General features: G+C 69.1%; 13 protein-coding genes and 3 pseudogenes. 10 read left to right on the top strand and 6 right to left on the bottom strand.

All coding sequences use genetic code 11. The features are described from left to right. Positions 1–26 precede the first annotated feature (26 nt). On the bottom strand, positions 27–3,152 hold the full coding sequence (locus ABZ807_RS19500; RefSeq protein ID WP_357159535.1) for a BTAD domain-containing putative transcriptional regulator: 3,126 nt from the start codon (positions 3,150–3,152) through the stop codon (positions 27–29). A gap of 191 nt (positions 3,153–3,343) precedes the next feature. On the opposite strand from ABZ807_RS19500, the gene ABZ807_RS19495 reads away from it, so the two are divergent. Together ABZ807_RS19495 and ABZ807_RS19490 are read left to right on the top strand one after the other, a co-directional pair. After that, a complete protein-coding gene (locus ABZ807_RS19495) occupies positions 3,344–4,036 on the top strand; it encodes an alpha/beta hydrolase (RefSeq protein WP_357159532.1) in 693 nt (230 codons plus the stop codon). Positions 4,037–4,163: 127 nt separating this feature from the next. Continuing rightward, on the top strand, positions 4,164–5,360 hold the full coding sequence (locus ABZ807_RS19490) for a cytochrome P450 (RefSeq protein ID WP_357159529.1): 1,197 nt from the start codon (positions 4,164–4,166) through the stop codon (positions 5,358–5,360). A gap of 244 nt (positions 5,361–5,604) precedes the next feature. On the opposite strand, the pseudogene ABZ807_RS19485 reads toward ABZ807_RS19490, so the two are convergent. Continuing rightward, positions 5,605–5,796: pseudogene (locus ABZ807_RS19485) on the bottom strand (IS21 family transposase); the annotation flags it as partial. Positions 5,797–6,457: 661 nt separating this feature from the next. Here ABZ807_RS19485 and ABZ807_RS19480 point away from each other — a divergent pair. The 3 genes from ABZ807_RS19480 to ABZ807_RS19470 all read left to right on the top strand — a co-directional run bounded on the left by ABZ807_RS19480 (position 6,458) and on the right by ABZ807_RS19470 (position 10,411). Next, entirely contained in the window at positions 6,458–6,856 is a 399-nt protein-coding gene (locus tag ABZ807_RS19480) for a hypothetical protein (RefSeq protein ID WP_357159526.1), read from the top strand. A gap of 1,213 nt (positions 6,857–8,069) precedes the next feature. After that, positions 8,070–8,987, top strand: coding sequence for a hypothetical protein (locus tag ABZ807_RS19475; protein ID WP_357159523.1), 918 nt, complete (start codon positions 8,070–8,072; stop codon positions 8,985–8,987). A 287-nt stretch (positions 8,988–9,274) separates the two neighbouring features. Beyond that, positions 9,275–10,411 (top strand): alpha/beta hydrolase, encoded by a 1,137-nt coding sequence (locus ABZ807_RS19470; RefSeq protein WP_357159520.1) that lies wholly within the window; start codon positions 9,275–9,277, stop codon positions 10,409–10,411. Between the two features lie 59 nt (positions 10,412–10,470). On the opposite strand, the gene ABZ807_RS19465 is transcribed toward ABZ807_RS19470, so the two are convergent. Next, positions 10,471–11,010 (bottom strand): hypothetical protein, encoded by a 540-nt coding sequence (locus ABZ807_RS19465; protein ID WP_357159517.1) that lies wholly within the window; start codon positions 11,008–11,010, stop codon positions 10,471–10,473. Between the two features lie 303 nt (positions 11,011–11,313). Next, positions 11,314–11,922, bottom strand: coding sequence for a hypothetical protein (locus ABZ807_RS19460; RefSeq protein WP_357159514.1), 609 nt, complete (start codon positions 11,920–11,922; stop codon positions 11,314–11,316). A 1,216-nt stretch (positions 11,923–13,138) separates the two neighbouring features. Between ABZ807_RS19460 and ABZ807_RS19455 the strand changes: the two genes are divergently transcribed. From ABZ807_RS19455 to ABZ807_RS19445, 3 genes are all read left to right on the top strand, one after another. Further along, positions 13,139–13,936, top strand: coding sequence for an ATP-binding protein (locus tag ABZ807_RS19455; protein ID WP_357159511.1), 798 nt, complete (start codon positions 13,139–13,141; stop codon positions 13,934–13,936). Next, on the top strand, positions 13,933–14,454 hold the full coding sequence (locus ABZ807_RS19450; RefSeq protein WP_357159508.1) for a LuxR C-terminal-related transcriptional regulator: 522 nt from the start codon (positions 13,933–13,935) through the stop codon (positions 14,452–14,454). Before ABZ807_RS19455 ends, ABZ807_RS19450 begins: the two co-directional genes overlap by 4 nt. Positions 14,455–14,528: 74 nt before the next feature. Then, positions 14,529–15,203, top strand: a complete 675-nt coding sequence (locus ABZ807_RS19445; RefSeq protein WP_357159505.1) for an alpha/beta hydrolase — start codon at positions 14,529–14,531, stop codon at positions 15,201–15,203. 9 nt (positions 15,204–15,212) lie between these two features. On the opposite strand, the gene ABZ807_RS19440 is transcribed toward ABZ807_RS19445, so the two are convergent. Next, entirely contained in the window at positions 15,213–15,407 is a 195-nt protein-coding gene (locus tag ABZ807_RS19440; RefSeq protein WP_357159502.1) for a hypothetical protein, read from the bottom strand. A gap of 14 nt (positions 15,408–15,421) precedes the next feature. On the opposite strand from ABZ807_RS19440, the pseudogene ABZ807_RS19435 reads away from it, so the two are divergent. Further along, positions 15,422–15,676, top strand: a pseudogene (locus ABZ807_RS19435) (alpha/beta fold hydrolase); the annotation flags it as partial. Between the two features lie 429 nt (positions 15,677–16,105). Here ABZ807_RS19435 and ABZ807_RS19430 read toward each other — a convergent pair. After that, a complete protein-coding gene (locus ABZ807_RS19430; protein ID WP_357159500.1) occupies positions 16,106–19,423 on the bottom strand; it encodes a right-handed parallel beta-helix repeat-containing protein in 3,318 nt (1,105 codons plus the stop codon). 130 nt (positions 19,424–19,553) lie between these two features. On the opposite strand from ABZ807_RS19430, the pseudogene ABZ807_RS19425 reads away from it, so the two are divergent. Continuing rightward, positions 19,554–20,660: pseudogene (locus tag ABZ807_RS19425) on the top strand (RNA-guided endonuclease TnpB family protein); the annotation flags it as partial. Positions 20,661–20,747: the final 87 nt, after the last annotated feature.

Genomic DNA, 20,747 nt, shown 5'->3' with positions numbered 1-20,747 from the left:
CGGCCCAGGCAGAACAGTATGCAGAACTAGGACATGCCCACACCATTGCCTTTCGCGGCAGCCTTTCCCCGGCAGCTGGACGCATCATCGAGGAGTCCGGCCGACTCGTATATCTCTGCGGCTCGCAGCAGGCACTCCTGCGCCTCGGCAACCTGGTCGTCGCCATACAGGTCCTCGGCGAGGATGAGCAGGATCGCCGCCTGAGCAACGATGTTCTGCATCTCTGCCGACAGATCCACCGCCCGCAGGGCCAGGGGTATGCCTTCGGCAGCGCGCCCCGCCCGGCCGAAGGCCCGAGCGGCGTGGCCCAACACAAACGGCAGCGTCCCCGCCGCGACCGACGGTGTCATGCCGGAAGCCGGATCATCCGCCATCTCCACGGCGCGCTGGAGGCTGGCCAGCGCCTCGTCCACCTCGCCGAGGGCAAGCGCGATGTCGCCGCGCCCGGTCAGGGTCAGGCAGAAATTGTCGGCATCGCCGGCCTGCTCGGACCGCTCAGACGCCGCGCGCACCGCCGCCAGGGCACCGTGCGGATCGCCGAGCATTTTCCGGGCACGGGCGGTGACCAGCCATGCCCGCCCCTCCTGCAGGACGTCGCCGGCGGCTCGAGCCACGGCCAGCGCACGCTCGGCATACGACAGTGCCGGCCGAAAGTCTCGCCCCGGATACGTGTAGGTCCACGCGACGGCGGTGAGGAATTCGGCCTGCCGTGTGGCATCGCCGAGCGCGACCGCCGAGTCGACGGCGAGCATGAACAGATCCGTCCAGCGGGGCCAGTGCACCCAGCGGTCAGCGAACCAGTGCAAAGGGCTGACGGCGTTGACGACGGCGTGGTGGTCACCGGCGGTCGCGGCGTCGCCGAGCGCCGGAAACCAGTGCTCGGCCTCGGCCCGGATCCAGGCATCCGCCTCTTCGACGGAGCCGAAAGCGGAGCCGGCCGTACCGGAAGATTTCGGCTCGAACCACCGGCCGGCGTCGGTGAGTGTCACCAGCAGCCAAGCGGCCATCCGGCGGCGGCTGGCCGCAACGGTGGCGGCCTCGTCGTCCTGCTCGAGGCGCTGCTTCGCGTAGAGCCGGACCAGGTCATGCAACCGGTACCGGCCGCCCTGAGCCGTCTCCACGAGCCCGAGATCCACAAGGTCGTCGAGGTGATCTTCAGCGTCCGGCACCGTCACCTCACCGCTCACGGCCGCCAGCGAGGCGCTGAAGTCCGGGCCCGGTGCCAGCGCCGTGCGCCGGAACACCTGCCTGGTCAGGTCGGGCAGCTGCTCGTAGGAAATCCCGAAGGCCGCCGCGACCTTCAGATCGCCCGCGCTGAGCTGATCCAGCCGGCGCTCGGCGACCGACAACCGCGCGGTCAGATCGGCCGCGCTCCAGATCGGCCGCGAAACGAGCCGGTTTCCCACGATGCGTACCGCCAAGGGCAGCCCGCCCAGCAGATCCACCAAGCTCTGCAAGTCGCGGTCATCCGGCACGTCCGCCCGCTCGGCGAGGATCCGGCTGAGCAGGTTGGACGCGTCGGCGACCGGCATCGGATCCAGGTGAAGCCGCTGTACGCCTACCAGCCCGGCCAGCAGGCGCCGGCTGGTTACCAGGAGCTGGCTGTGCCCACCCCCGGGGATCAGCGGGCGTACCTGCGCCTCTGACGCCACATCGTCCACAATCACGAGCACACGCTTTTCCCGTAGCAACTGCCGGTAATGCCCAGCACGCTCGGCAGCGTCCTCCGGAATCTTGTGGTCCCGTACGCCCAGCGCCCGCAGCGCACGGGCCAGGATCTCGTCACTGCCGACCGGGCGCGCACTCATCCCCAGCGCGTCGAGGAAGTGCACCCCGCCGGGGAACCGGTCGCGCAGGCGGTGCGCAGCCCGTACCACCAGGGTCGTCTTACCCAGCCCGGCGCCACCGGAGATCACCGCCGCATGGGAACTGTCGGCCGGCTCGTCCACCGCATCCACCAACCGGAAGATCCATGCCAGCTCGGCCGCCCGGCCAGTGAAGTCTCCAATGGATCCCGGCAACTCGCACAGGCCCGGCGCGGCGGCCGGGTACGTCGGCCGGGTACGCCCGGCCTTGGCGAGCGCGACGAACTCGTCCCGGTGAACGCCGACAAGCTTGAGCGCGTCGGCGATCAGCGCCACCGTCCGCCGTTGTGGTCCAAGGGCCCGCCCGCGTTCCATATTGCTCAGCGCCCGCGCACTCACGCCAGAGGCCTCGGCCAACTCCTCCAGGGTGAGCCCAGCGGCATGACGCGCCACGCGAAGCGCCGCCGCGAACGAACCCTCGGCGCTCATCCCACCGTCATGGGCCGCCCGGCCACCCGAGCTGGGCAGTTGCGCCGGCCGGGTACTGCTGGGACTCGTTGTGATGTCGGGAGCCGGTTGCTGAGCAAGGATCGCTCGTTGGGCATCGACGAGCACGCGCCCTGGGTCCGCACCCAACTCCTGGCGCAATCGCTCTCGAACACGGTCGTACGCCGTCAGAGCCTCCCATGGCCGTCCGACGGCATTCAGGCATCGCATGACGGACGCCTGTACGGTCTCGTCCAGGGCATGCTCTGCGGCTATGCCGCGCAGGCCTGGCAGGACGTCGGATGCCATGTCGCACAGCAGCGCGTGTTCCGCGGCGGTCACCGCGACCCGGACCCGCTCGTCCTCGATCGCCACCACCATGGGCAAGTCGCGAAACAGTTCGTCGGCGGGCGGCGCGGCGGCGATGCCCAACGCCTGCACGAGCAGTCTGGTCGCCTCATCAACCGAGCCGGTGCGCTGCGCCGAGCCCGCGGCCGCGACGAGGCTGCGAAACTGAAGCAGGTCACAGGACGCCTCATCGACGGCCAACCGGTAGCCGGACCCGGTCGGCAGCAGCCACCGGCCGGCAGCCCGGCGCTCGATGTCCGGCTCGAAGATCCGCCGCAGCACGCCGATGTAGCGGTGGATCTGATTGAGGGCCGTCGCGGCCGGCTCGTCCTCCCACAGCACGCTCAGGAGCTGCCCGATGGTCACCGGCTGTCCACCTGCGGCGAGCAGCAGGCCAAGCGTCGCGCGCTGCTTCGGCGGCCCCAGCGCCAGCTCTACGTCGCCGCGCCACACCCGGACGCCGCCGAACAGGCCGAACCGCAGCGTCGGCTGCGGCGATGAAGTACTGGTCACCACTACATCTTGCAGGAGTCGGAGATGTGGGCGCCGCCCCGTTGTAGCGGTGTCGCGGCCCGCAGGATTCCCCGCTGCGTGGCGAGTTGTGCATCGCCCGGCTCGGGCCGGCCACTCGATGTGCACTACTTGCACACGGCATCGCCCTAGCCTCCGTGACATCCGCATCCGCGCACACCGAGGGAGGTCCTTTGAACCAGAATGCGAACAACGTCGTGCTCGTGCACGGCGGTTTCGTCGACGGCTCCGGCTGGCGGCAGGTCTACGACCGGCTCACCCAGGACGGGCACCTGGTCAGCATCGTGCAAAACCCGACGTTCTCCCTCGCCGGCGACGTCGAAGCCACCCGGCAGGTCCTCGACGCTCAGGACGGTCCGGTGGTGCTCGTCGGCCACTCATACGGCGGCGCCGTCATCTCCGAAGCCGGCAACCACGACCAGGTGGCGGCGCTGGTGTACATCGCCGCCTTCGCCCCTGACGAGGGCGAGTCGGTCAACACCCTCATCGCCGACCCGCCGCCCGGGGCACCGGTGCCGCCGATCCTGCCGCCGCGCGACGGCTTCCTGCTGCTGGACCGGGGAAAGTTCGCCGCGTCCTTCGCCGGTGACCTGCCGGCGCCGCAGGCGGCGTTCATGGCCGACTCCCAGGTGCCGTGGGGCGTGGACGCGCTGGCCGGGGCCGTCTCCAAGCCCGCGTGGCGCGCCAAGCCGAGCTGGTACCTGGTCGCCACGGACGACCGCATGATCCCCCCGCCCGCGCAGCGGGCCATGGCCGAGCGGGCCGGGGCGACCACCGTCGAAACCCCCGGCAGCCACGCGGTGTACGTTTCCCAGCCGGCGGCCGTGGCCGACCTGATCAAGAAGGCCATCCAGGCATCCGCCTGAGTAAGCGACCGCGTCGTGTCCCGGGGCACTGGCCCCGGGACACGTGCCCCGGCACCGCCACACCCATCAACACCGATCGCCGGCCGGCCGTCGGCGTCCAGCGCCAATCCCCCTCGAAGGATCTACTGTGGATCGAAATGGTGATTTCATCGCATTGAGCGACGTGCTCACAAACCCGGACACAGCGACCGACCTTCAGAAGCAGGGTCCGGTCCACCGGGCGACACTGCCCAACGGAGTGCCGGTCTGGTTGGTGGTTGGCTACGACACAGCCATCGCCGCCCTGAACGACGACAGGCTCTCGGCGGCTGCCATGTTGGCGAGCGGGGGCCTCGACGGCGGGAAACTCAACCCGGACATGCGGAACGCGCTGCTGAAGAGTCTGACCAACTCCGATCCGCCGGACCACACGCGCCTCCGTCGCCTGGTGTCCAAGGCCTTCACCGCCCGTCGCGTCGAAGCTATGCGACCGTGGATCAGCCAAGTGATTGACGAGCTGATCGACGGCTTCGCGCAGCACGACCAGGTCGATCTGATGGCCGATTTCGCCGCGCCGTTGCCGATCCTGGTCATCAGCGAACTGCTGGGCATCCCCGAAGCCGACCGGCCGCGGGTCCGAGCCTGGTCCCGGACGATCATCTCCGGCTTCGGCTCGCCCGACTTCGCGGTGCAGGATGCCGTGGCGTTCGTGGAGTACCTGCGCGGCCTGATCGCGCAGCGGCGCGACGATCCCGACGAGGCCCTGATCTCCGCCCTGATACGGGCCAGGGACGAAAGCGACGCCCTCAGCGCGAACGAGCTCACCGCGACGATCTTTCTGATGATCGTCGCTGGACACGACACAACCCTGAGCTTGATCGGTAACGGCGTACACCTGCTCATGAAGAAGCCAGGTCGGGCCGCCCGGCTGCGCGAGGACCCCAGCCTGCTCCCGGCAGCGATCGAGGAGTTCTTGCGCCTGGAAAGCCCGGTTCCGGTGGCCAACTTCCGGGCCGCAGTCAGCTCGTTTGACATTGGCGGGACGCACATCTCGGCAGGCGACCTCGTCGCCATCAGTCTCCAGGCAGCCAACCGGGACGATTCCCAGTTCGCGGACCCCTCCCGATTCGACCCGGCCCGAAGGAAAGGCCGGCATCTTGCCTTCGGCCACGGGATCCACTACTGCCTGGGAGCTCCGCTGGCTCGGCTGGAAGGGGAGCTGGCTATCGGGGCCCTGCTCAAGCGCTTCCCGGATCTGCGGCTCGCGGTTCCCGCCGCCGAACTAACCTGGAGTCAGGCGCCGTTCATACACCGGCTGGACAGGTTGCCGCTCTTGTTGTCCTAGCCGCGATCCGTGGGCAGTCACCAACGACATCGCCGCTGACCTGGCCGTCCAGCTTGGCCCGGACCGAACTGCACATCGACCGGGTCTACCTGGCCTCGACCATCGTCCACGACCGTGGCGAGGAGGGGTCACCATCGACTCCACGGGATGGCGGGTGCGCAACACCACCGACCGGCACACCAGAACCGACGTCACCCTCGATTTCACCACCAACCAACCGCCCTGCCCGCCCGGGTTGACTGAAGCCGGCTGCGAGGACGCCCTTGACGGTGCGGTAGCTGGGATCAGCGACGGCGGTCGCCCTGGCGCAGGCGGCCTCGAGCCGGCCGGGGCCGTGCTTGTCGGCCAGGCCTAGCACGCCCTGCGCGCCGCGCAGCCGGAACAGGGCGTTGACGTCCGGCAGCTCGCCGATCAGCTGGATGCAGGCCGGCCCGATCTCGGCGGCGCCACCCGGTCGGTGTCTTGAGCTGGCATGCGGTACGCGGCCAAGCCCGGACCAGACCCCGCTGCTCGCCCACGTGGACGAGCGCGTCGCCGCTGACCTGCATGAATTGGCCGTTTCCGCGCACGTCCAGGGCAGAGCTGGCTGTTGTCGCCACAGCCAGGCGATCCGACCGCAGCGCGATCTCACCAGCGGCCGTCTCCCGCTCTCGTCCTCCGCAGGCCGCCCGGGCGACTGAGGCGAGCAGTTGTCCTGCGGTCCGAGCAACCGGCACCGAGACAGGATTCTCCACCAACGATGGAGACCAGCAGGCGTGATCAGGCGACCTCCGCACAGGAACTCGGCTCTGATCAGCGTCCCCGGCCGAGTGCATCGCCGGGAAGCGCGGCAGCGTGGGCCGACGGGTGGTGTCGTCGACAACGGGTCCGGCCGCCCACCTACATGCCGGCGATTGCCGACCTCATCTGACGGATCGACCCGGCACGAGGTGAACCAGCGGACCTCCCCACACGTCGTCAGGTGTAGTCGCCGGGCCACACACCGTCCCTTCTGCCTCGGACGCCATGGAGTCCGATCTGAGGAGCAGGCCGCGCGACGTACCCCACCAGCAAGAGCCCTGAACGGCCAAGAGGTGGTTCAGGCGGGAAAGGAATCCATGCGTATCAAGACCATCCTCAACAAGGCGGCCATCGGTGCCGCCATGGTGGCGACGACCATCGCGGCGAGCCTGGCCGCGACGACCGGGCCGGCAGCTGCGGCGATGGGCAAGGGGCGAGTGCAGCTCTGCTCGCAGGGGAACTACTGGTCCTTCCTGAGCTTCGCGGGCAACGGCGCGACAACCGGACTTGTCGCCCCGGGAACCTGCCTGAAGACGGACATTCCTTTCGGCACCTACCAGATCATCGTGACGGGCAAGTGGAACACCTCGGAGTCCACCTGGGAAATGGGGCGCTTCAACGCCACTCCCAACGATGATCCGGGCTACAAGGTCTACACCTACGGCTCGACGGCAAACGGTGGCGCCAGCGCGGGCTGGTACGTGACCAGGGACTGACACCTTCGGTAGTGCGGCGTCCTGATCCCGGCGTCCTGCCGGCTGCATCAGGTGGCTGTCGGTCGGCCCGTCCACAGGCCGGGCCGGCCGGCACCAGGCCGCACTCGACCCACTTCAGAACAACCGTCCGCGGGTGCGCGCGGTCAGCCCGCCGACCGGCAGTTTCGCCAAACAACCTCCCGTCCGGCGGCGCCAGCCTGACCGCTCGACGCGCACGCTGAGCCGCCGCTGCATTGCCGTGAAAAGAGCTGGATCGGAGTGTGGAAATGCGGAGTGTCCTGAGCCCAGGTGAGCGCAGCGCCGAACAGCGGAGCACCAGCAACGATCACGGCAAGGTTTGGCCAGCGGCCGCACGTGCTCTGGTCCCGCAACTCCGATCGCACTCCGCGCGAACCGAAGCTGACCGTGAGTTGACGGACGACAGCTTTCGGCGCTGAGTAACGGCGGGTGCTCGACCTGCGTAACCACCCGCACCGGTAGCGGCAGCTCAAGCAACTTGTCCTGCAACAAGATCCCGGCCCTGGACACCATCGGCGACCGCGGACACGGCCCGGCCGCCGCGACATGCGCCGGCTGCAGGCGGTCACTGCACCGGAGCACTCGCCCTGGACTTCCCGCACGCCGCGCAAGCCCTGCGCATCCGCCGCCGCCGACTCAACCAGGTGGCCGCCGGTCCACCGTCTACGCCATCACGAACCTGACCGCTACCCAGGCCAGCCCCGCCGACCTGGCCGACTGGCTCCGCGGGCGCTGGGCCATCGAAGTGCTACCCCGTGCGGCACCACCTACCGCGAAGACGCCAGCCGGATCCGCACCGGCAGTGCACCCGCGCCGTAACCACCCTGCGTAATCTCGCCATCGGCCTGCTCCGGCTCGCCGGCACCACCACCATCTCCAAAGCCCTCCGCCGGAACAACCGCAACCCGGACCAAGCCCTACAACTCCCAAAGATCACCTGAAGCGGTCATATCCTGACCACGCAAAGCCCTGGTGTCAGGGGCTCGATCTGCCGTTTCGACAGGTTTCCCATGGCTTTGCGAGATACGCCGTTGATTTTGCTGCGGAGAGGGTGAACTCGCGGGTGCGCTGATACGTCGACGGGGATGACGACAGCTCACGCTGCAGGCATGACGGGTGCACGCCTCGCTGGTGTCGGGCTAGCCAGGGGTGGGCGGACCTCGTCGGCCTGGTACGAGCGAGGGTGGGGAGCGAGATGACTGACCTGTCGAGAGTTGGCTCATTCACCTATCACGGAACCTGGAATATCCGTGTGGTGCAGAAGATCTCGGATTGGCCTCAGCGAATCATCATCGAGGGTGCCGTGAATCTGGTGATCGACGCAGTGCTGGGTGCCTCCCGGAAGATCTCCGGTGACACCTGGCAGCTTCGTATTGAGCACAATGCCGGGGGGCTGTGGCGGCCGAACACGTTGTTCGTGCCCGGCCCTCTCGTCACCCGGCGCGGGGTAAAGAAGCAGACAATATTCAGTAAGGACCGTTACTGGCCGGGTGACGCCACCCCGAATGATCTCGTGGTCGAGCTGCGACCCGCGGGTACCGGCATGACCGTGTTCCGGTCGCGGGCGGTGAAAAAGGACCTTACGCCGTGCAAGGACGGACTCCGCGGGCCGGAACCCCGCTATCTCGCGGTGGATCTCCGGAACACCGGACACCGACCCTTTGATTACGACACCCTACTCAACATCACGACGGCAGGGCGAAACGCGCTCGCTGATCACGGTGTCCACGTTCTCGACACATGGTCCGACCAGGACCTGCGGCGCGTTCGGCAAGAGGTGCATGGCGGAGCGGTCAGCGTGCCGCCAATCCCGACCGGGGAACACGCCACCGCTCACTTCCTCATCGACGCGAGCAACTCACGCGCCGGCCAGCCCGGGGTCGAGTTCGAACTTCTGAACGCCGAGGACCTTTCCGACTACGGGCCTTCCGGGCATCGAGCCTCCCTACCCGTTGAGGTTGGCGACGCGGCACCGATCATTGCCAGCATCTCCGAACGGCACGGCCTGGGTGTCAGTACCGGCCGCCTCACCACTGCCCCAGCCGATCCGACGTGGGTCAGCCCTGAAGTCATCTCCCCGCCTGGCCAGGCGCGTATCGGTCGGTTGTCCTGACCGGCGCAAGCGCCTTCCCCGAACCCCCACTCAACTGGCAGCGGATCTCCGACCGGCTGACGGCCTCCATCTATCTGCCCCAGCCCCAAGCGGTCGCCGTGTTGGTCACGCAGGCCGCACCCGAGCAGCCCGGCAGCAGCTCCGCTACCTCGGACCAAGACCATTGGCCCGGTAACCGAGGCCCGGACCTGACTTGCCGTCCCGGCTCAGCCGTGCCGGTCGCGTGCCGGGCCACGTGACCATCAGCCGTGCCAAAGCCCGGCGGTTGACAAACCCAAGGAGGAAGAGTGGAACATGTCTGCAGCGGAATGTTCGCACCCACATCGGCGAGCCGTGCCGCATCGCCGATCCCCAACCGAGTCGCACGGATCGTTGCGGCGGTAGTGGCCGCGGTGGCCGTCGCGGTAGCCGCAGACCCGGCCGCCGCCACTGGGCCACATGCGGCGCAGCTCTCCGCAACCCGCTGCTCGACACACGTTGTCCCGGTTCGGACCGCCGATCCCGGGCCGCACGACCAACTCATCTGGGGCGAGCTGTGCTACCGCGGCGAGGACCCACCGGAAACCGTCCAGTTGCTCGTCCACGGTGCGTCCTACAACCATCTGTACTGGGACTCGCCGGTGCAGAACAACCAGTACTCGTACGTTCGTGCAGCGACGCTCGCCGGCTACGCAACCTTCAGCGTCGATGCGCTCGGAGTTGGCAACAGCTCTGTGCCGCCGTCGAGCGTACTGACGATAGCGGCCGAAGCCGTCGCGCTGCACGATGTGATTACCGCGCTCCGGTCTGGAAAGGCCGGGTCGGCGTTCCGTCACGTCATCTGGGTAGGACACTCGCTGGGTTCGATGGACGGCATAGCCGTAGCGGCCCGCTACCGCGATATCGATGCATTGATCGTGACGGGTCTGCTTCATGGTCAAAGCGCCGAACAATCGGCGGCATTGGCGGCTCAGGTATATCCGGCGACTGACGACCCCAAGTTCGCCGCGTCCGGGCTGGACTCCGGATACCAGACGTTCCGCCCTGGCGGCCGGGCGCAGCTGTTCTACGATCCGAGCACGGCAGATCCGGCGATACTGCAGATGGACGAGCAGACCAAGGACGTCGTCGCGTTCACCACGAAGCTGGCAGAGGTCGCCGCCCTGCTGTTCCCGATCCGTCCAGAGGACGGCCTGACTCATGAGGTCAACGTGCCGGTGCTCGTCGTGGCGGGCCAGCGCGATGCGATGTTCTGCGGGGCAGATTGGATCGACTGCAACTCGGCGACCGCGGTACGCAACTACGAAGCCGAGCACTACGGACCGAATGCCCACCTCCAGGCCGTGGTCATTCCCGCTACCGGACACTGCCTGACATTGTCGACCACTGCGCCGCTCACCCACGCCGCGATGTTGGCTTGGACATACTCGGCGGTCCGGCCGTGACTCCCATCATCGCCCGCGACCCCGTACCGGACGGGTTGGCCGTCCCGCAGACGAAGGCGTCAGGGGTCTTCCCCCGTACCATTCTGCGCACAGGGGCTTCCATCAGACGACGCGAAGAGGTTGCCGCCGTACGTGATGCCGCCCAGCCACGAACTGGATGCGCAGCTCCGCGCCAACTCCGCCCAGACCTTGATGGCAGTGCGTACGGACGCGGCCTGCCCGCCCAGCGTGCGAGGCGTAGCCAGCCGGAAGAAATCCCGCGGCAACGGCTGGAACCGGAGTTGTCCGTCGGTGGTGCCGTCCGCTCGGGGTGTGAGGTCCTTCTCTGGGTAGATGCCGGCGACGGCGATCGCGCCACCGGGATTGACCAAGCGGGCAGCGTCCGCGAATACCTGGTCGGCGCGCTCGCGGTCGGCGTGGGCGCGGTCGTGGGCCTGCGGCAAGTTCGTTTCCGCCCATGCCTGCCCGCGGACGAAGGGGCGAATCCACCATTGACGGCGTCCGGCGCCCATGACCAATGCAGTCAGCCTTGCGAGTACCAAATCGGCCTCGGCGTAAACATGCTCGGTTGGGCCAGTGGAAATGTCGTGCTGGCGCACCTGAGCGCCAGCCCCTCAAGCCCAGGCAGCGATGCCGGCGGTCAAACGGATGGCCGGTGCCGGTAACGGGAAGGCCGCTGGACGACCAGCAACAGCCGAGACGAAAGCACCCAAGGCGGCAGAGGGGGCCGCCCTGCAAGGCGGCATCGGATGACATCTGCGAGGTCCCGCACCGTGTTCGCACCGATTCCCTGCTCGTCGTCGCCGAGGACCAGGTCCAGGCCGTCCAGGTGGACCATCAATGACCAACGTCAACGATCGGCCGAGGTGCCTGGCTGAACGTCGCGCCAGGCCCAGCAACCATCAGCCGCCCAGCCAGATCGAGGCCCGCTTGATGTACGCGAGCTGTGCGACGAAGGCGACCAGTGCGACCGCCACACCGAGCGCGATCGCCAACGCGGCGGATCCGCTGGCCACTCCGGTCACGAGGGTCGCGCCCACGCCGATCAGCAGTGCGTTGACGGCGCCCACCATGGCCGCCGTCGTCAGTAGCAGTTGCCAGCGAGAGGCGGTGCTGCCGACCGCCGCCGCGATCGTCTGCGTATCGCCCTCGCCGGTCACCGCGTCGGTGAAGAAGTCGTGCTCGCCGGCGAACTGGCGGTGGTAGTAGGCGCGGATGTGCTGGATGCGCTTGAGATTCAGCGAGTTCTCCACCATGTTTTCAACTAGCCGGGCGAAGGTGAGCAGCCCGGTGATTACCAGGGTCGGCAGCACCGCGCCGAGGTACGGCTTGATCAGGTGTCCGCTGCTGGAGACGAAACCCAGCCCGATCAGCGCGGCGGACAGCAGTGACAGGAACACGGTCGCCCGCCCGACGGACTCGGTGATCGTGGCGCTACGCGCGGTCTGGAGCACGAAATGCTCGGTGGTCAGGGCACTGAGCAGCCCCTGCTCGCGCGCATCCTGCTCCATGCCACCGCCCCCTCCGGTGCTGGCCGCCCCTCCCATTCCGGGAGGAAAGGCTCTTCGCCTGGTCAACCACGCTGTCCCGCTGTTCAGGGCCGGCCATGGTGGCGGACGACAAGACCAGGCCTCGATGACGGACGGGCCGCCCGGGACTCGTGGATACGGGCCGCCCCCTCACATCCTTGAAGACGAGGAGTCGGCTCGCGGGACATCGCGGAAATTGGAACGGGGGGCCTTCCGGCCTCCTCAGGCCGTCGGGCTGACGACGGGCGACGGGCGACCATCGGCTGAGGGCTTGTTCTGCACGTCGGCGGCCGTGTCATCGCCCGCGCCCATGGTGTCGGCCATGACGTGGTACGACGCGCTGCCGGCAGAGATCTCCCGGAGGGCCGGTTGATGGTCCCGTACAGCGGTGTCACGCCGGTGTACTGGCTCCTTCCGACCGGCGGCGGCGGGTGAATGGTCTCGGCGGCGGGCCGCCATCGGCATTGAGCAGCACGACAGCGGCGTGGTCCTCGCTGAATGGTGGCAGGAGATCACCGAAGACGACCTCGACGACGAAGCCGGCAGCGACCTCGGCTACCTCGATCCGGTCGGCGTACGGTGGCCCGGCCTCACGCTCACCCCCGACCGGCAAGGGCCGGTGGAGAGGTGCCGTCGGACGAGGCCGAAGTGTGGCGGCAGCGGCCCGACCAGAGCAACGAGGAACGGGTCCTCGGGGGTCCCGCACGGGGATCTGCCTGCGAAAAGGGGGTGTTCAGCTGCCTATTCGCGGGCTCTGACGGCGACGTCGAGGTGCCATCGAGTGTGACGGCGGACGCCGTACGGAGCTGCTCAGCTACTCCGCGAACGACAAGAAGCTCGAGCCTCTGCCGTCGACGCCATTCCTCGGCGGCGCGGTACTCATGAACGGTGACGGCCGGGAGTATGTGGAGGTGCCCCGGAAGCGCGGCGTGGGAATCGAGCCGTTCGCTGACGGCAAGGCGTCGGATGTGGCGAGTCCGTCGTGCTGGTGTGGTCGCCGGCAACCGTGGGCGACCGGCTGTTCTTCATGACCGCACCCGACTCCCCCGGCAGGTTGCCGATGGGTGCCGGGGTGGCGGTCGCCCGGTCTCATCCGTCAGGCCGCCGCCTGACGGGCGGCCGTCGCACATCTGGTCGGGACGGCGGCGCCTGGACCCAAGTTGGACGGCGCCGGGCGCGCGGTGTGACCATCGTCCTCGTGACACAGCACGCCCTCCTGGGCCGAGACGCCGAACTGCGTAGCCTGCTCGCGCTGCTGGACGGCCTGAAGGAGGGCGGCGGGGCGCTCGTGTTGAGCGGCGCGGCAGGCGTCGGCAAGTCGGCGCTGCTCGGGGCCGTCACGGCCGAGGCCGTGGCCAGGGGCGCGCGCGTGCTGACCGTGACCGGCGTGCTCGCCGAAGGCCGGGTCCCCTATGAGGGTCTGCGCAGGCTGCTCGCGGGGAGCGGGCTCGCGCCCGGCGACCTCGACGGCGGGCCGCTGCGCACCGCGATGACCGTGCTGCACCGGCTGTCCGCACTCGCTGCGGACACCCCCGTCGTGCTCGCCATCGAAGACGCGCACTGGCTGGACGAGCCGAGCTGGGAAGCCCTCGCGTTCGTCGCCCGCCGGCTGAGCGCGGACGCGATCGTGCTGTTGGCGGCCCTGCGCGACGACGCCGACTCCCAGGCCAAGCTCGCCGCCTCGGGACTGCCCGCACTGACGGTGCCGCCGCTGACCGACCGAGCCGCCGCAGAGCTGCTGGCGAGAGTCGCGCCCGACCTCGGCATCGCGTTACGCGCCCGTGTGCTGACGGAGGCGGCAGGCAACCCGCTCGCGCTGATGGAGTTCGCCGCCCTGGCCTCCCGGCAGGACCAGGAGGTGCTCGCCTCGAGCAGAGCGAGATCGGCTACCAGCAGTACGTGCGGCTGTGGGCGCTGCCGCACCTGGCGGAGGCGGCGCTGCTCAGCGGGCGGCAGGCGGAGCTTCGCGCGGTCGCCGACGAACTCGCCCCGGTGATCGAGGAGGGCGCGTCGCCGGTCGGGCGCGTCGCGGTCGCGTGCGTCAGGGCCATCACCGCGTCCGACGAGGCCGCCGAGGAGCTGTTCGCGCACGCGCTGCGCGAGGACCTGGTGGGCTGGCCGTTCGAGCGGGCGCGGCTACGGCACGCCTGGGGCGCGTGGCTGCGCCGCCAACGCCGCGCGACCGAGGCCAGGGCACCGCTGCGCGCGGCGGCCGAGGCATTCGACGCGCTCGGCGCGGTGCCCTGGTCGGAGCGCGCGCTGCGGGAGCTGCGCGCGAGCGGCGAGCGGATCCGCCGCAAGCACGACGCCCGCGACCGGCTCACGGCCCAGGAGCGCCAGATCGCCCAGCTCGTCGCCGAAGGCCTGACCAACCGCGAGATCGGCCAGCGGCTGTTCGTCTCGCCCCGCACGGTCAGCACGCACCTGTCGCACATTTTCCCCAAACTCGGCATCACCACCCGTGGCGAGCTGAGCCGTCTCATGACCGCGCGGGAAGGCGATTACATCATTTGACGTACGCGAGGGGAGCTGCCCGGTTCCTAGCGTGGGACGCGTTTCCAATCCTTCTCCCCTCGTAGAGGAGCGTCATGATCCGCAACGTCGTGCTCGTCCACGGCGGCTTCGTCGACGGTTCGGGCTGGCAGGCCGTCTACGACCTGCTCGTCGCCGACGGCTTCCGCGTGTCGGTCGTGCAGAACCCAACCCTTTCCCTGGCCGGGGACGTCGCCACTACCCGCCAGGTCGTCGACGGCCTGGACGGCCCGTGCGTCCTGGTCGGCCACTCCTACGGCGGCGTCGTCATCAGCGAGGCCGGCACCCACCCCAACGTCGCGGCACTCGCATACATCGCCGCTTTCGCCCCGGACAAGGGCGAGTCGGTCAACACGCTCATCGCCGACCCGCAGCCCGGCGCGCCCGTCCCGCCGATCCTGCCCCCGGTAAACGGGTTCCTCTTCCTCGACCGGGACAAGTTCGCCGCCTCCTTCGCCGGGGACCTGCCCGCCGACCAGGCGGCGTTCATGGCCGACTCGCAGGTCCCGTGGGGCGTGGACGCCCTCGGCGGCGCAGTCACTGAACCTGCGTGGCGCGGCAAGCCGTCCTGGTACCTGGTGGCGACCGACGACCGGATGATCCCGCCGCCCGCCCAGCACGCCATGGCGCAGCGCGCCGGGGCGACCGTCGCGGAAACGCCAGGCAGCCACTCGGTCTACCTGTCGCAGCCCGCCGCGGTCGCCGACCTCATCCGCCAGGCCGCCGCCTGATCACGGCCGTCATCGGCATCGCACCAGAAAGACCATCATCATGAACGGATTGCGATTCACCCTGCGCCGCGCAAGGACCTTGCTGGCCGCCGCCGCCATCGCCACCTCGATGGCGATAGTCGGCTCGGCCGGGGCGACGCGGCAGCCGCACCCTCCGTGAGCAACGAGCCGGTCAAGCCCAAGCCGACCGTGGTGCTCGTCCACGGCGGCTTCGCCGACGCGACATCAGCTGGACCGACGTCACCGACCGACTCCAAAAGCGCGGTTACGCTGAGGCAGCGACCTGGCACACCATCCCCTCGTGGGGGCTCATCGCCACCCAGGACAAGGCGATTCCCCCCGCGCTGCAGCGCTTCGAGTACCAACGTGCCCGCTCCCGGACCGTGGAAGTCGCCGCATCCCACGTCGCGATGATCAGCCACCCGGACGTCGTGACGGACCTCATCATGAGCGCAGCCAACACCACCAGCTAGACCAGCACGCCGGACCAGCGAAGGTCCCTGGGACAAGCCGACTCCGCGAAAGTCCCAGGGGCCGCCACGCACTACCACGCCACTTACCGGCCCGGCTGCAAGAGGTGCGCCCAAGACCCGGACCACAGAGCCCGGACACAGCCGGGGTCACGGCCCACAATGAGGCTCGGCGGCCCTCGGCGCCGCACCCCGGTGAGTGGGCAGGACCCGTCGATACTGCGAGGCGGTGGCCGCAGGCCACCGCCTCGCATCACCGTCCTTCCCCTGCTGATCGGGCGCTACTGGGGCTGCTTCCGGGTGAGCGCACGCCGAGTAGCAACACCGAGCCACACGAGACAACCGGCTTCGCAGCAAGCTTTCGGTCCACGGCGGCCATGCACACCAGGTGATCGAGCAAGGCCGCCATCTCGGCGGCCGACCACCATACGGCTACCGGGTAGCCGCGGCAGGCAGCCGCCAGGAGAGACCCGGTACGCCCAGGTCGGCGAGCGTGACGGTACGCGCGGCGGCCGTCTGCGCGATGCGATCCGCGAACCGGTGCGCCTCCCATGCCGAACGGTCGGGCAGTGTTTCCACCAGGCGAGTCATCGCCGCCCGCACCTCCTCCGGCACGTCGTGCCCGCGCCGCTCCAGGTGCTTCACCACCAGGATGGCCAGGTCGTCCAGGGCGTAGTCGGGCATGTCCCACCGTTGGGCGAAGCAGTCCCGCAGCACGGGGTGGTCGGCGAAGAGCCGGACGAGCCCCGTCGGCTCCCCGGTCAGCACCAGCAGCGGGTCGCCAGGGCTCTGCCGGGCCGCCTCCGCGAGCGCCTCGGCGAGCTCCGCCCGCAGCTCCAGGCCGTCGTCGCCGTCCGGTTCCTGGTCGTGATGCCAGTGGAGTACGCCGCCGAGCGCCTCCGCGAAGGCCACCTGGCCCAGGCTGCGGGCCTGGCCGGGCCATTCGGGCCGCAGTTCCCGGGAGGAGCGCACCTGGACCAGTTGACCGGCGGTGGTCAGACCCACCTCGGTGACGGCCTGCGCGTAGAGCGCGGCGAGCCGGGAGCGGCCGGTGCCGCGCCGGCCGGAGATGACGACGTTTCCGCTGTGGCCGGGCGACCGGCGCCTCGTCCGGAGGTCGCACAGGTGCACGACGGTGTCCGCGAGGGACTGCTGGATGTCCGTCACGCCGGTCATCGCGTTCAGCCGCTGCCAGGTCCGGCCGGCGCGCAGCGCGCCACCCGGGTCGCGGGTGGGATCGGGGGCAGTCGCCTGCTCGACGGGCAGCTCACTGAGCAGCGCGAGCTCCGGCTGGACGTCGGCAGCGGTGAGGCGGTTGATCTCGCTGTCCTTGCCGGGTGGGCTGGACGCGAGCCGCGACGCCTGGTTGGTGACCATGGCCTCGAACAGCTTGCGAGCAACGCGGCCGTTGCCGAACGTCGCGTTCTTCGGTACTCGCTCGAAGTAGGTGGTCAACGCCTCGACCGCGTCGTCGGTCAGCTCGTAATAGTGCTTCAGGCACAGGTTGGTCGTGATGGTGACCAGTTCGCCCACGCTGTAGTTGGGGAACTCGACCGTACGCGTGAAACGTGACGCCAGACCCGGGTTGGACGCCAGGAACCGCTCCATCAACTCGGAGTAGCCGGCCACGATGACCACGAGTTCGTCGCGGTGGTCCTCCATCATCTTCATCAAGGCGTCGATCGCTTCCTGGCCGAAGTCGGGACCGGACCCGCCGGTGCCGGCGGTCAGCGTGTACGCCTCGTCGATGAACAGGACCCCGCCGAGCGCCTTGGTGACTAGTTCGGTGGTCTTGATGGCGGTGGCGCCGATGTACTGTCCCACGAGGTCGGCCCGAGCCGCCTCGATCATGTGGCCCTTGCTGAGGACGCCCAGTTCCGCGAGCACGGTGCCATAGAGGCGGGCGACGGTCGTCTTTCCGGTGCCCGGCGGGCCGGCGAAGACGAGATGTCGGCTCATCGGCGGCATGGGCAGACCGAGTTCCTGCCGTCGTTGCGACATCCGGATGAGGTTGATCAGTCCGGTGACTTCGCTCTTGACCTCGGAGAGCCCGATCAGGTTCTGCAGCTCGCCGAGCGGTCCGGTCAGATCGGGGCCGTACGCCAGCCCTGGCTCTCCTTCGTCGGCGAACGCCGGCATTGCCCGGTCCGATGAGGACGGTGCTGCCTCGGCCCGGCTCCGGGACGGGTCGGTGGTCAGCGTCTCGACGGTGACCTGTCCGCCGGTGGGCTGACGGACGGCTTCGCCGCCGTTGTCGCGTACGACGCACTTGGCGATCCAGACCCGCTCGGTGGTCGCCACATGGACGCCGTCCCCGCTGCTGCCGAACACCTCCAGCCCGGACAGATCAGCCCGGGTACCCGCGCCGAGGTGGATGCCGTGCCGACGGGCGCCGCGGACGCGGCAGTTCGCTGCGTTGAGGGTCGCGGTGCCGATCACCTGGATGCCGTCCTCATCGGCGTCGATGATCTCGCTGTCACCGACGGCGACCTGCGCCGCCCCGGAGGTGCCGTCGACCAGCAGGCCACCGCCGCGCAGGCGGAGCGCGGCGAGCGTGGCCCGGGAGGCGCTGACGGTCAGAGCGGTGGCTCCACCCACGGTGGTGACCTGCAGGTCGTTGATCGTGGCCTGCCCGTTGGCGGTGATCGACAAGCCGGGTGTGGTGCCCACGTCGAGCGTCACCTCGGTGGCTTCGATCCGGCCACCGGTGACGACGAGACCAGCCCCCGTACGCGCCGTCGCCGTGCTGCCGACGATGGCGAGTTGCGAATCCGGCCCGACCGTGCCGACGGCTTCGCTTGTGCCCTGGACGGTGGCGCCGTCGAGGCGCAGCACGGCCGCCCCGTCGACGGCGACGCCGGTCGGCGCGTCCTCGATGACGCAGCTCGTCAGGCGAGGCGCCGCCTTCCCGGTCGCCCGGACGGCAGTGTTTCCGGCTTCCCGGAACACGCATCGCTCGAACACCGGCGCGGCTCCGTCGGCGATATGAGCGGACTGCACCTTGGCGCCGATGAATTCGGAGTCAGCCACCGCGACACCGGCCTCACCGCGTACAAATATGTCCACGCTGGCGCTGTCGCGGACCGTGAGCTGGCTGACCCGCACCTGGGCCTGCTCCTCGACCACCACGGCCGGTTTGCCGGCCTCGGTGATCGTGCAGTTCTCGACGATGGACCGGCCCTGGCCGTTGACGCAGAGGGCGTTCCCGCCGGTGCGGCGGATCGTGCAGCGGCGCAGCACCAGGGCTGCGGACTGGCCCACCACGACGGCCGAGGTGACGACGTCGGTGATGAGAGTGTCCTCGGCGGTGCTGGTCGCCGCGGAGGTGACGACGATACCGGCCCCGCCGGTGCTGCCCACCTCACACGCCCTCAGGGCGAGCGCCCCGTCCAGCCGCGCGAGAAGACTGGCCCACGACGCGCCGGTGATGTGACACTCGTCCAGCACCGCCTCACCGCTGTACACGTCGACGGCGGCCAGCCGGGTGTCGGCCGACGACAGACGAAGCCCCCGCAACTGCGCACCCTCGCCTGCGATGACCAGTACGCTGCCGTCGCGCGCGTGCACGTCGACGACATCGGCGGGGCTCGCAGCCACGATCGCCACCCGGCGGGACACCACGAGATTCTCCTCGTAGCGGCCGGAATGCACCATGACGGTGTCGCCGTCCGCCGCTTGGGCGAGGGCCGCCCCGATCGTGGTGTGCGCGCCCGGACGATCCTGCGCCACCACGAGCGTCTGTCGGTTCATCGGAATTGCGGCGTGGAAACCCGGCCGTTTACGGCCGGGAGGAAACGCCGCTTCCTCCCCTCAGTCATCGTCTTACATGCACGGTTGGTAGGATGTGAGGCGTGGGTGAGGTGGTGAGCGGGCGTACAAGTACCGCTTCTACCCGTCCCCTGAACAGGCCGAACAGTTGAACCGGACGTTCGGATGCGTGCGTGTGGTGTACAACCGGGCGCTGGAGGCACGTACCCGCGCGTGGGCGGTCGACCGCCAGCGCACCACGTACGTGCAGTCGTCGACGTGGCTGACCGAGTGGAAGCGCACCGAGGACCTGGCGTTTCTGAACGAGGTGTCCTCGGTGCCGTTGCAGCAGACGCTGCGGCACTTGCAGGCCGGGTTCGCGGCGTTCTGGGACAAGCGCGCCCGGTACCCGAGGTTCAAGTCCAAGCGCAGGTCGCGGGCGTCGGCGGAGTACACCCGTTCGGCGTTCCGGTGGCGTGACGGTCAGCTCACGTTGGCCAAAATGAACACCCCGCTGAACATCGTCTGGTCCCGGCCCCTGCCCGAAGGCGCGGAACCCTCCACGGTCACCGTGTCCCGCGACGCTGCCGGCCGCTGGTTCGTATCCCTGCTGGTTGGGGACCTGACCGTGAAGCCGCTCCCGGCCGTCGCGGCGGAGGTCGGTGTGGACGCGGGCATCACCAGCCTGATCACCCTGTCCCACCCGATTCCCGGAATGAGCGACGAGCAGGGCAAGGTGGCCAACCCGCGTTATGGGCAGACCGACCGGCGCAAGCTCGCCAAGGCGCAGCGGAACCTGGCCCGCAAACAGAAGGGCTCCAACAACCGGGCCAAAGCCCAGCTCACGGTGGCCCGGATTCATGCCCGTATCGCCGACCGGCGGCGGGACCACCTGCAGAAGCTGACCACTCGACTCGTCCGTGAGAACCAAACGGTCGTGATCGAAGACCTCAGCGTGCGTAACATGCTCCGCAATCGGCGCCTGGCCCGCGTCATCTCCGACGCGAGTTGGAGTCAGTTTCGGAGCATGCTGGAGTACAAGGCCGCCTGGTACGGGCGCACTGTGATCCCCGCCGACCGGTGGTATCCGTCGTCCAAGACCTGCTCGACGTGCGGGCGGATCAACACCACCCTCGCACTCAACGTGCGCACCTGGACGTGCCCCGGCTGCGGGGTTGAGCACGACCGGGACATCAACGCCGCGCGCAACATCCTCGCCGCCGGGCTGGCGGAGAGGTAAAACGCCTGCGGAGCTGATGTAAGACCTCAAGGGAAACCTCCCGGCAAGGCAGTCGGCGACGAAACAGGAAACTTCACGGGCGACCGT

The organism is Micromonospora sp. NPDC047548 (assembly GCF_040642975.1).
Taxonomy (GTDB): domain Bacteria; phylum Actinomycetota; class Actinomycetes; order Mycobacteriales; family Micromonosporaceae; genus Micromonospora.
This window is presented reverse-complemented; position numbering and strand designations above follow the sequence as displayed.